This window comes from Pseudomonas sp. BAY1663, assembly GCF_000582595.1.
Taxonomy (GTDB): Bacteria; Pseudomonadota; Gammaproteobacteria; order Pseudomonadales; family Pseudomonadaceae; genus Stutzerimonas; species Stutzerimonas stutzeri_AF.
The window spans coordinates 1-11500 of record NZ_AZSV01000059.1 but is presented as its reverse complement, the minus strand read 5'-3'; the positions used below and the strand labels follow the sequence as shown (position 1 = coordinate 11500).

Below are 11500 nucleotides of genomic sequence, written 5' to 3'. Positions count from 1 at the left end.
TTATGCCCCACCCATGATTTCAACCAGTGGCGTTACAACTTTATTTAAATGATCGTCGGAAAGATAAGGATGCATTGGCAAGCTCATCACTCGAGTGGCGACGGCATCGCCCACCGGCAGAACCGCATACGCATCACTGACTGCGGGCTGACGATTAAGAGGGATCGGATAATGAACAGCCGTCGGAACACCTACAAGCCTCAAGTGTTCCTGCACTAATTCACGACTTTCCAACTGGACGGTGAACTGTGCCCATGCGCTCTGGTTGTGAGCCTCAATAAAGGGCGTAGCTATGCCGGCCTCATCCAGAAGAGAGACATAACTGCTTGCGACCTGCTGACGTAGCTGGATTTCCTCTTCGAATATATCCAGCTTTGGCAGCAAAATCGCCGCTTGCAAAGTATCCAGCCGGCTATTCACGCCAACCCGAACATGGTGATAGCGACGATCTTGGCCATGCCGAGCGATCTGACGGAGCACTTTTGCCAGTTCGTCGTCATTGGTGAAAATCGCGCCCCCATCGCCATAGCAGCCTAGAGGCTTGCTGGGGAAGAAGCTGGTGCAGGCGATGGTGGTCAAGTTGCAAGAGCGCTTGCCCTTGTAGGTCGCACCAAAACTCTGGGCGGCATCCTCAATCACTGGAATGCCGTGTTTAGCTGCAATAGCGTTGATGGCGTCCATATCGGCGCACTGGCCGTACAGCGAAACCGGGATAATCGCTTTTGTGCGAGGTGTGATGGCCGCTTCTAGTAATTTCGGATCTAGGTTGTAGGTACGCGGATCGATGTCCACATACACCGGCTTGGCGCCCAGCAGGGCTACGGTTTCGGCTGTAGCGATATAGGTGAAGCCGGGTGTAATGACTTCATCGCCAGGGCCGATACCCAGCGCCATTTGCGCGATCTGCAAAGCATCAGTGCCGTTGGCGCATGTGATGCAATATTTAGCGCCGACGAAGGCGGCCAGCTTTTCTTCCAGCTCCGCCACTTCCGGCCCGAGGATGTATTGGCCGTGGGCGAGGACGCGCTGAATGCCAGCGTCGATCTTGTCTTTGATGCGGGCCTGCTGGGTTTTCAGGTCGATGAATTCGATCATTTACTGCGCATCCACTTTGTTCAGTATGTTGCCGGTCAATACATAGCGGGCGCTGGTATGGGGGCAAGCGACTTCGCCCTCCCCGTTTACCGGCAGCTCCAACTGTTCGCCAAATTCGCTCATCCAGCCGATCTGCCGGGCCGGTACGCCAACCATCAGCGCATAGGCAGGGATGTCCTTGTTGACTACCGCGCCGGCACCAACGAACGCGTATTCACCGATGGTCACGCCGCAGACGATGGTGCAGTTGGCACCCAGGGTGGCACCTTTCTTTACCAGGGTGTCGCGGTATTGGTCTTTGCGCTCAATAAGGGATCGAGGATTGTAGACGTTGGTAAAAACCATGCTTGGGCCGCAGAACACACCCTCTTCAAGGGTGACGTTGTCGTAGACAGAGACGTTGTTCTGCACCTTGCAGTTGTCACCGATGACGACCCTGTTGCCGACGAATACGTTCTGGCCAAGGGAAACGCCCTTGCCAATACGTGCACCGCCGCAGACGTGCACGAAATGCCAGACGCGCGACCCTTCGCCGATCTGCGCGCCGTCATCAACAATGGCGCTGGGGTGTTGATAGTAGGACATGGGGTTTCCTGTGTGATCGAGCACTTTTCGCCAGCAAGCTGGCTCCTACATTTGACGGGTCAGACCAGGCGGTTGAGGAAGGGGTGGCCTTCATCGTTCTGCGGGCTAACGCTGGAAGCGGAGCGGATGGTGTTGACCGTTTCCACGCAGTGGCGAGCGTCTTCGATGCCGTAACCGCGACCAGCAAGAATTTCCTCATAGCTGGTGGTATGCAGATCAGTGAAGCCTTCGGAGAATTCCATCTCTTCGCCGTTGACGGTGATGGAGCGGTAGGTGGGTTTCTTCCCTTTCACGGCATCCGGCAAGTCGTTGGCGTCAATCGACAGGAACCAGCGAACTCGTGCTTTTTCGTATTCCAGATAGCCGGCGGCTTTGTAGTCGGAAGCGAAGTGCACTACGTTGCGCTGCAGCTTGCCGAAGATGAAGTGCAGCATGTCGTAGAAGTGCACACCGATGTTGGTGGCGACGCCGAAAGACTTGCGCGGATCGCCCTTCCAGCTCTCCATGTACCACTTGCCACGGCTGGTGATGTAGGTCAGCTCGACATCGTATTTATGGCTGGCCTTTTCGCGGGCGACTTTTTCCTTCAGGTCGAGAATGGCTTGGTGGTGGCGCAGTTGCAGAATATTGAAGAGGCGCTTGCCGGTTTCTCGCTCAACCAGCGCCAATTCATCCAGGTTCTCTGGGGTGGGTACGAGCGGCTTCTCGCAGATCACATCGCACCCCAACCGCAGGCCGGCAACGATATGAGCATGGTGCAGGTAGTTTGGCGAGCAAACAGAAACGTAATCGAGGGCAGTCGCCGGGGCGCGCTTGAGGCGGTATGCATGCTCCTGAAAACGCTCGAATTCGGTAAAAAATTCACTTTGCGGGGAAATGCTATCGATGATGCCGACCGAATCGTTGATGTCATAGGCGGAGACCAGAATGTTACCGGTGTCCTTGATGGCACGCATGTGGCGAGGAGCGATGTAACCGGCAGCACCGATCAGGGCAAATTTTTTCATCTGAATTCCTTTTGACGCCTCAGCGCCCGGCAGTGACCAATCAAACCTACCGGGCAATTTAATGGAAGATTTTTATCTTGGTCAGGCCTTGATAATGTGTGGAGCCGGAGCTCGGTATTTTCCACGACTATCAACAATCAGCTTGGCGTGCTGTTTGATCAGCTCGTAATCGAACTGGTCATGGTCGGTGGCCAATACCACTGCATCGAAATTGGCAAGGTTCTCGGCAGTCAACGCTTCACTACTCAGCGTGAAGTGATGCTCGCGCATTTTGGGGAAGGCGAGGACATGTGGATCGCTGTAAGCGACCACACCACCTTTGGCTTCGATCAGTTCCATGATTTCGACTGATGGCGATTCGCGCATGTCGTCCACGTTTTTCTTATAAGCGATGCCCAGAACAAGCACCTTACTGCCTTTCAACGCCTTGCCACTGTCGTTCAGGCCATCCATCAGCTTACTCAGAACATATTCCGGCATGGCACGGTTCACCTCGCCAGACAGCTCGATGAAACGGGTATGCAGGCCGTATTCGCGCGCTTTCCAGGTCAGGTAGAAGGGATCGATCGGAATGCAATGGCCGCCCAGGCCTGGGCCAGGGTAGTAGGCGGTAAAGCCGAAGGGTTTGGTCGCAGCGGCATCAACCACCTCGAAAATATCGATGCCCATGCGATCAGCAACAACCTTCATCTCGTTGACCAGACCTATATTGACCGCACGGTGGATGTTTTCCAGCAGCTTGGTCATCTCGGCCGCTTTGGTCGAACTGACCGGTACGACCTGATCGATGGCCTGATCGTAAAGCGCAACGCCGACCTCCAGGCACGCCGGCGTATGGCCGCCAATCACCTTCGGAATCGTGCGAGTCTCGAAGTTCGGGTTGCCCGGATCTTCGCGCTCGGGGGAGTAAACAAGAAAAATGTTCTCACCCACGACGAGGCCACCTTGCTGAACCCGAGGCAGAAGCTCTTCTTCTGTCGTACCAGGATATGTGGTGCTTTCTAGCGAGACGACCTGACCAGGACGAAGATAGGGTTGAATTGCATCTGTAGTGTTAATCACGAAGCTCATATCCGGCTCGCGATACTTGTTCAGCGGTGTCGGCACGCAGAGGATCAACGCATCGCATTCGCTGGCGCGGCTGAAGTCAGTCGTTGCGCTAAAGCCGCTTTGCTGGGCCGCTGCAATGCTTGCTGCCGGAATATGCTCGATGTAGCTCTGGCCCGCGTTCAGCTTGTCCACCTTACTTTCATCGATATCTATGCCAAGTACACGGAACCCAATGGCGTTATAGCGCAACATCAAGGGCAAGCCACGTAGCCAAGGCCGAGAATGCCAATCAAGGCTTCCTTGTTCTTGAATTTGGCAATGGTGGCTTGTTTTTGCTCGGACATCTAACTCGCTCCGTAGAATGTAATGCCGGCAGGCGGCTTAAGTTTTAACTGAGATATTTAATTAATTTGGAGTACTTAAGGCTGTTGAAAGCGACCTATTCAACTCATGTAATTCGCCCACTCATCGCCATGCACATGCCTGATCTTACCAAGCCATTCCGGCGTTCCCGTCACGAACTCCACCACCAGACCCTGCTGATCCGCATGCTCCAAGTAGCCGCAGATGCTGGTCACCTTCGCCCGAATAGCAAAACGCTCGCCATCCAGATCGACATAGCCGCCCCTGGGGCCGTATTGCTGGATGGCGTGGCCGGGGGTGCCCTGGGCCTGGTAACCGACGAACAGGACGTCATGCCTGGAGTCGTGCAGCATGGCCTTCAGGTAATTGACGATGCGCCCACCCGAGCACATGCCGCTGCCCGCGATAACGATGGCGGGCCGTGCGGTCTGGGTGAGGTGGTTGACCACGGCGATAGGGTCGGCGTGGCTGTCGACGGTGTTCACGAGTACGTTGTTCCAATGCGCTGCACGCCTATGCCCTCACGCCGTAATTACGCAGGGCAACCTGTTCATCCTCGCTCAGCTCCACGCCAGGGGCGTTGTGCAGTTGGTACGCGACCAGCTGCCGGCTGACCTGGTGAGTACGTGACAGGGTTTCCACAGCCTCGTGCAGGCTGGGTGCGTTTCGCAGCACCTCGATGGCATGTGCCTGGGGCAACAGGGCTTCGGCGGCAAAGGCATTGGCACGTTTTTCACTTTCGCTGTCCACTTCGCCGCCGAGTACTTCGGCAACCGGCAGCGCGCGGGTTCGGTCGACCAGCAGGTGACAAAGTTCGTGGGCCAGGGTGCTACGACGACCGTGCTTGCTGGCCGCCCTGGCCTGTTCATTGCGGTTGAGCAGAATCAGTGGGTCAATGCTGCCCCAGCAGGCGATCGCGTCGACAGCATCGCTCTCCAGCGTCAACTCCTCGATCGACACGCCCTCCTGTTCGAGCACTGTTTCGGGTTCGAACGGCGCGCTTGGCACCATGTGCAATTGCTCGCGTAGCCAGCGCGCCAATTGATAGCCCTGCTCGAACGGCGGGCTGCCAGTCAGTTGTTCGATCTTGGCGTTGGCCTCAGCGGCGAGGCGGGCGAAAGGCTGCTTGCCGAGCGCAGGGGCTTGCTGCAGCCGCTGCATGATCTCGGCGATCTGAACGGTGCTCAGGTGATGGCGAGCCATTCTCGCAGCCGCGAGGTAGACCGGTTCTTGAGCGAAAGCCAGATCGTTGGCCGCAGGCTCGAGAGCAACGAGTCGGGAGAGTTCATCCAGACGCTGAGGGCTCATCCCTGTGCTGTAATTCAGGTAATCCCTGCTTAATTGTTGCTGGCGCCCGTGCCAATGGGTGACAGCCGCTCGCACATGAGGCTGGGTGCTCTTGGCGAAGAGGTTAGCGAGAGCATCACCGATTTCTTCCAGTTGCCGGCCCAGCCGCTGGAAGTCCAGGCGCCGCGCCTGTTCATCCTCATCCACCAGCCAGAGCGTGTTGCCGCTGCGCAACCAAAGCAGCATCGGCAGGTTGGCACCGTTCATGGCCACGGAAAGATTATGGCGATCGAGGTATCGATAAAGCTGGTTTTCCTCGGCGTGAATCTGCGGCTCGGGCATGTCTTCCCAGCGCGCCTCGGCCTTTTCCAGCAGCTTGCCGGGATGAGGCACGTCATCCAGCGGCAGTGGCAAGCCCTGCTCCAGCATCAACGCCGACCAGTTCTGGCCCAGGTAATGGAGCAAGTCGATCCAGGTCCAGTCGAGGCTGCCTTGCTCGTCATCGCCGTACCAGTAAGGCTGACCATCGAGGTACAGAGAGGCTTTCACCCAGCCATGCTCCAGGCTGCCTTGCGAAGGCGCGGAATCGACGATGAGCTTCAGTTCAGCGGCCATGTTCTTTCATCCAGTGCCGATAGCCAGGCAAGCAGCCTTGCTGCTCCGCACGATTTTCCAGTTCCTGCCTGATCTGGCGCGGCAAGGATCTGCGCCCAGGGCGGTAGCGCCATGGGTAGCCATGCCAGCTGTCGCCGGAGTATACAGCCTCATACACCACTCCATCATGGACGCTGTAGATGCGCTCGGGGTGTTCCAACCCAACGGGGTAACCGATGCCGTCATTGAGCAACTGTTCCGCCAGTCGCTTGCTCAGGGTCGATGGGCATTTGCCAATCTGGGCGCTGCCCTCGTGCACGAACGCAGCCCTGGGTTCGTTCCAGCAATGCTTGAAGCGGTGCTCGCCCGGATCGTAGCGCCGTCGCTTGCAGGTCATTGCTTCATGCATGGAAAACGTCCTGATCGGCCAAATCATCTGCCCCGCCGGTCGTGATTGCGACAGGCGGTCTGTGGTGTTGCTTGTATTGTTCGCGGAGCTGGGCAGCCAGGATTCGCTTGGCTTCTCGTTCGCCATGCACGATCCGTATATCCCTCGGCCACTCCCGCATCCCCGTCACGAACTCCACTAATCCCTGCTGATCCGCATGCGCCGAGTAGCCGCCGATGCTGGTTACCTTCGCCCGGATATCGAAGCGCTCGCCATCCAGATCGACATAGCCGCCCTTGGGGCCGTATTGCTGGATGGCGTGGCCGGGGGTGCCTTGGGCCTGGTAGCCGACGAACAGGACGTCATGTCTGGAGTCGTGCAGCATGGCCTTCAGGTAATTGACGATGCGCCCACCCGAACACATGCCATTGCCCGCGATAACGATGGCGGGACGCGCGGTTTGGGTGAGGTGGTTGACCACGGCGATATGGTCGGCGTGGCTGTCGACCTTGATCAAGCTATCGAAGGCCAGCGGGTTGCGGCCGGCTTCGACCCGCTCGCGGGCTTCCTGGTTCCAGTAGGGTTGCAGGCTGCGGTAGGCCTCGGTGAAGCGGCTGGCCAGCGGAGAGTCGAGGATGATGGGGAGTTCTGGCCAGTTGGTGGGTGACACAGCCTCACCGACGGCATAGGGGTTGTTCGCGAGCGAGCTCGCTCCTACAGGGGCAATTGCGGGGCTGGTGAGTTTGGTGTGGATGATTTCTTCCAGCTCGTAGAGCAGTTCCTGGGTGCGGCCGATGCTGAAGGCCGGGATCAGAACGGTGCCTTGATCCTGCAGGGCGCGCTCGATGACGGCTTCGAGGCGTTGGCGGCGGCTGGCACGGTCTTCGTGCAGGCGGTCGCCGTAGGTGCTTTCCAGCACCAGGATATCGGCACGCTCGGGCGGTTCGGGGGGCATCAGTAGCGGCGCGTGGGGTGCGCCCAGGTCGCCGGAAAAAACGACGCGCTTGTTATCGCCAGTGGCGGGATAGGTCAGGTCGATTTCCACGTAGGCCGAGCCGAGGATATGGCCGGCACGCTGCAGGCGGATGCGCGCTACCAGCGCGTCGGTTTCAACAAGGGTGAACCACTGCTTGTATGGCAAGGGAAGCAGGCGCTGTTCGACCAGCTTGATGTAACGTTCCACATCCTTCTGGTCACGGCTGAAGCCCAGCTTGAAGGCATCTTCGAGGACGATGGGCAACAGCCTGGCCGAAGGTTCGCTGCAGAGGATCGGCCTTTGAAGCCGGCAGCGAGCAGGTAGGGAATCCGCCCCACATGGTCGATATGCACGTGGGTGACGGCCAGCGCCTTGACGGTAGCCAGCGAGAATTCGATGGCCGGATGGCCAGCCCCGGAGCGACCATCCGCCGAAGCCTCGTTGCCCTGGAACAACCCGCAATCGACCAACAAGCTACTGGCCGCATCCATGTGCAATTGGTGGCAGGAGCCCGTAACGCCATCTTGGGCGCCATGGTGTTCGATATGCGGGAAGTGCATGGTCAGTCCTTTACCGAGGCACATCAGTAATGGGCAAGCTACCGCAGCACGCTATACGTGCCGCTCCCGATGGGCAGTATGCGCGAACGAGGCGATCGCCTGATTTAGCGGGCTATACTAAGCCTTTGAGTGCTGGCCTTGGGCCATATGACGCACGAGTGCGATGAACACACCCAGCATAGCGCCGAGTATTAATGCCAGAACCAGGATCAAGGCTGCTCTAGGCTTGATGGGGTGACGCGGCTCTACTGCACGCTGATCGATGGAGACCAGCTTGAGCGCTTCCGTATCGAAGTGCAGCGCGCGCAGGCGTGCGGCCTCTTCCCGCCAACCAGCAAGATTTTTCAGGAACAGGTCTTCGTTTTCGCGGCTGTTGAGTACTTCGATCTGGCGGTTGTGCTCCAGTAATTTCAGCTCACGGGCGATCTGTGCGATGCGCGGCTCGGTGAAGTCATCAGAGCGGCGTGCCAAAAGCGCCTTTCGTTCGGCCTCCAGTGCATCGGTGCCCATGAAGTAGAGCGGTATTTGCTGGTTGTTGACCTCGGTGCGGATCACACTGCCTTGGCTCGTGATCTCGGCAGCGCCAAGCGCCGACGGCGTGGTGGGCTTGCTGATGCCCAATGATGTTGCGATCCGAATCGCTTCATTGAGCTGGTTGATGCGATTTTCACGGCGAGTCTTCAACTGCTGTCGCAGTGCTGCCAGCTCGTCGTTCAATTGGGCACGCTGGAGCGCATCCGCCTCGCTCAGCTTGGCGATCTTGATCTCTTTGGTGGCCTCGTAACTCGCGCGAGCCGCTGCGATGTTCTTGTCCAGTTGGTTGAGGCGGTTGCCGATGAGCGTATCGAGGTCGGCCGAGATTTCCTTGCGTACCTTGTCCAAGGAATACTCTACGAAGCCGTTGACCACCTTCACGCCGTTGAGGTCTTGTGGATAGGTCAATTGTAGGCCGACAAAAGGCGTCGTCGTCCCCTCGGGTTTCTTGGGATCGGGCTGCAGCAGCTTGAAGGCTTCGTCATTGAACGCCTCGAATGTTTGCTCGAGGCTGCGGCCGGGCTGAGCCAGTTCAGCAAAGAGCTGCTGGTTATCGCGAAAGAAGCCGAGCCGGTTGTCATAGGAATCAAGCGCCGCCCCGACTTGAGCCAGTGCCTGCTTCGGCGACAACTTGTAGATGCCCAGATGATTCAGCTCATCCAGATCCTTGATCGCGGCAGGGCGAAGTACGGTCTGGACGCTGTAGTAGCGAGGTGCGAGCACGGCATAAACAAGGCCGATCGCAGCAACCAGGGCCGTAACAGCAGCGATGAGTGTTTTTGCTTCCACAGCGCACCGACGAGTTGGATCAGATCAATCTCATCGTTTGCCACTGGACTTAGATGTTGCGGGGAGGTTACAGCGTTCACGTCGAATTCCGTCTCGTCAGTGCCCGGCGCAGCAAAAACGCAACGCCCGGGGTCGCGACCAAAAAAAGGAAATGTTCCGTCATTTTCGCGGGCCAGCATTTTGCCATCTAGATCACAAAAAGCAAGTGACGTGCATCACTCTTGATCGAGCGTGCAGTGCTTGGCTTTGGGAGATTGGAGTGGGCTGGCAGGCCGGTCTGCATCGCCGCGAGGGCGCACACCCCACCGAATGCGGCGGAGGTGTGCTGCTTGCGTGGGCCCACCCCGGGGCGATGCATTTCAAGCTTCGGGTAGGTCCGCTACCCGAACCGACGACTATTGCTCGGCGCTACGTGCCATCAGGCTACGCACCAGCGCGATGAACACGCCAAGCATGCCGCCGAGAACAAGGCCTAACGCGAGGATCATCGCTTTTTTCGGCTTAACCGGCTTTAGCGATTCCAATGCGGGCTGATCCAACCGCACCAGCCTTAGCCGTTCGGTATCGAGCTTGATTCCTTTCAGGCGGGCTGCTTCCTCACGCAACTGTGCAAGGTTGGCCAGATAAAGATCTTCGCCTTCTCGTTCCTTCAGGATTTCAACCTCACGGTTGTTCTTGAGCATTGCCAATTCGGATTGGATTTCGGCAATACGAGGCTCGACAAAATCATCGGACTTTCGATTGGCAAGCGCATCACGCTCGGCAATCAGCGCTTCGGTCCCCATGAAATATAGAGGCGTTTCTTGATTGGTTACTTCGGTGCGAATGACCTGCGTGCCTCCATGAGTCGCCGCCGTCATGGTTGATGGACTTGTCGGCGTGCGAATGCCCAGTGAATCGGCAATAGAAATGGCTTCGCTGAGCTGCTGGATGCGGTTGGTCCGGCGAGTTTTCAACTCCTCGCGCAGCGCTGAGAGTTCGTCCTGTAGCTGAGCGCGCTTGAGCGCATCCTTCTCAAGCAAAGTGGCTATCTTCGCTTCCTTGGAGGCGTTGTAGTTCGCTCGTTGTGCCTCCATGTTCATATCCAGCTAGCCAGGCGATTATTGATCAGGCTCTCCAGGTCCTCCGCAATCTCCCGCCGCTCTTGATCCAATACATAGGCAACAAAGTCATTCACGATCGACGCACCATTCATCCCCTTCGGATAGGTGAGCCGGAGGCCGACGAATGCGCTGCGGTTATCCGTCCGCTTTGGGTCGGGAAAGAGCATTTCGAAGGCCTGCTCGTTGAATTCGGCAAAGGCCTGCTCAAGCGAATCGCCCTCGGCGATAGGCTGGAAAAGCTCCTGGTTATTCAGGAAAAAATCCAGGCGATTGTCGTAGGACGAAAGCCCACTCGCCACCCGATTGATGGCTTTTTCCGGCGTGAGCTTGTAGATGCCGGTCTCATTAAGCTGATCGAGGCTGCTCTGCGGGACGGGCCGAAGATAGGTTCTAGTTTGATAGTAGGGCGTCGCCAGAAAGGCGTAAGCCGCAGCCATCAGAGCGACGACGAACGTCACACCGATGATCAATATTTTCTGTCGCCAAAGCGCGCGAAACAGCTCGACCAGATCGATCTCGTCGGCTGTTGAGATTGAGGGCTGCGCAGTCATCCGGATTCCTTGTTACTGATGCATTCAATGCAAATCAAGCGAATCGGGATTTGTACACGCTCGAAACGTAAAGTTCCGTTGAGTTGATGATTTTTAACAACTTTTTATGAGCAACAGGGCGGCCATCCCCAGGCTGTACCAGTGCGGCCGCCACCAGTTGTCATTCGTCGTCATTGACCCTATCGCGCAGTTCCTTCCCCGGCTTGAAGTGCGGAACGAACTTGCCGTCAAGGCTGACGGACTGGCCGGTCTTGGGGTTACGGCCTACGCGGGGCGCGCGGTAATGCAGGGAGAAACTGCCGAAGCCGCGAATTTCGATCCTCTCGCCAGTGGCCAAGGCCTGGGCCATTTGCTCAAGCATGGTCTTGATGGCCAGCTCGACATCCTTCGACGAAAGCAGCCCCTGCTGGGTGACGATACGTTCGATCAATTCCGACTTGGTCATGGTTTTCCCTTCGTTTTCAAGCGGCTAGATCATTCGGGTTGCGGTCGTTTGTAGCATGTTGTTCAGAGTTTGAACAGCCCGAGCGGGATTGTCGGCTGGAGATCGTTCTCTTATTGAGAGGTCTTCGGAGTGTGCTGGCTGCTTTTATGGAAGGCCCGACCTCGGGTGAGCTT

7 protein-coding genes and 5 pseudogenes are annotated in these 11500 nt (G+C 57.5%); 1 reads left to right on the top strand and 11 read right to left on the bottom strand.

The annotated features are described in order from the left end of the window. From BAY1663_RS15790 to BAY1663_RS15755, 8 genes and pseudogenes are all read right to left on the bottom strand, one after another. Positions 1-1095 carry a DegT/DnrJ/EryC1/StrS aminotransferase family protein gene (locus BAY1663_RS15790; RefSeq protein ID WP_037042560.1) on the bottom strand — a complete coding sequence of 365 codons (1095 nt, stop codon included), beginning with the start codon at positions 1093-1095 and terminating at the stop codon, positions 1-3. After that, positions 1096-1680 (bottom strand): UDP-2-acetamido-3-amino-2,3-dideoxy-D-glucuronate N-acetyltransferase, encoded by a 585-nt coding sequence (gene wbpD, locus BAY1663_RS15785; RefSeq protein WP_037042557.1) that lies wholly within the window; start codon positions 1678-1680, stop codon positions 1096-1098. It abuts the gene before it with no gap. Positions 1681-1739: 59 nt separating this feature from the next. Beyond that, positions 1740-2687, bottom strand: a complete 948-nt coding sequence (gene wbpB / locus BAY1663_RS15780; RefSeq protein ID WP_037042555.1) for a UDP-N-acetyl-2-amino-2-deoxy-D-glucuronate oxidase — start codon at positions 2685-2687, stop codon at positions 1740-1742. Between the two features lie 81 nt (positions 2688-2768). After that, positions 2769-4081: pseudogene (gene wbpA, locus BAY1663_RS15775) on the bottom strand (UDP-N-acetyl-D-glucosamine 6-dehydrogenase). Between the two features lie 99 nt (positions 4082-4180). Beyond that, positions 4181-4579 (bottom strand): annotated as a pseudogene (locus BAY1663_RS15770) (MBL fold metallo-hydrolase); the annotation flags it as partial. A gap of 34 nt (positions 4580-4613) precedes the next feature. Further along, positions 4614-6002 carry an ImmA/IrrE family metallo-endopeptidase gene (locus BAY1663_RS15765; protein WP_037042550.1) on the bottom strand — a complete coding sequence of 463 codons (1389 nt, stop codon included), beginning with the start codon at positions 6000-6002 and terminating at the stop codon, positions 4614-4616. Next, positions 5992-6417 carry a hypothetical protein gene (locus BAY1663_RS15760; RefSeq protein ID WP_218186679.1) on the bottom strand — a complete coding sequence of 142 codons (426 nt, stop codon included), beginning with the start codon at positions 6415-6417 and terminating at the stop codon, positions 5992-5994. The genes BAY1663_RS15765 and BAY1663_RS15760 overlap by 11 nt, the downstream gene beginning before the upstream one ends. After that, positions 6383-7800 (bottom strand): annotated as a pseudogene (locus tag BAY1663_RS15755) (MBL fold metallo-hydrolase RNA specificity domain-containing protein). The gene BAY1663_RS15760 and the pseudogene BAY1663_RS15755 overlap by 35 nt, the downstream one beginning before the upstream one ends. Here BAY1663_RS15755 and BAY1663_RS25395 point away from each other — a divergent pair. Next, the gene (locus BAY1663_RS25395) at positions 7684-7935 is read left to right on the top strand and encodes a hypothetical protein (RefSeq protein ID WP_256206822.1); all 252 of its coding nucleotides are present in this window, start codon (positions 7684-7686) and stop codon (positions 7933-7935) included. The pseudogene BAY1663_RS15755 and the gene BAY1663_RS25395 sit on opposite strands and share 117 nt — an antisense overlap. 87 nt (positions 7936-8022) lie before the next feature. Here BAY1663_RS25395 and BAY1663_RS15750 read toward each other — a convergent pair. The 3 genes and pseudogenes from BAY1663_RS15750 to ihfB all read right to left on the bottom strand — a co-directional run bounded on the left by BAY1663_RS15750 (position 8023) and on the right by ihfB (position 11327). Beyond that, positions 8023-9308 (bottom strand): annotated as a pseudogene (locus tag BAY1663_RS15750) (Wzz/FepE/Etk N-terminal domain-containing protein). Between the two features lie 315 nt (positions 9309-9623). Beyond that, positions 9624-10882: pseudogene (locus tag BAY1663_RS15745) on the bottom strand (Wzz/FepE/Etk N-terminal domain-containing protein). 160 nt (positions 10883-11042) lie between these two features. Then, a complete protein-coding gene (gene ihfB / locus BAY1663_RS15740) occupies positions 11043-11327 on the bottom strand; it encodes an integration host factor subunit beta (RefSeq protein WP_037042546.1) in 285 nt (94 codons plus the stop codon). Positions 11328-11500 lie beyond the last annotated feature (173 nt).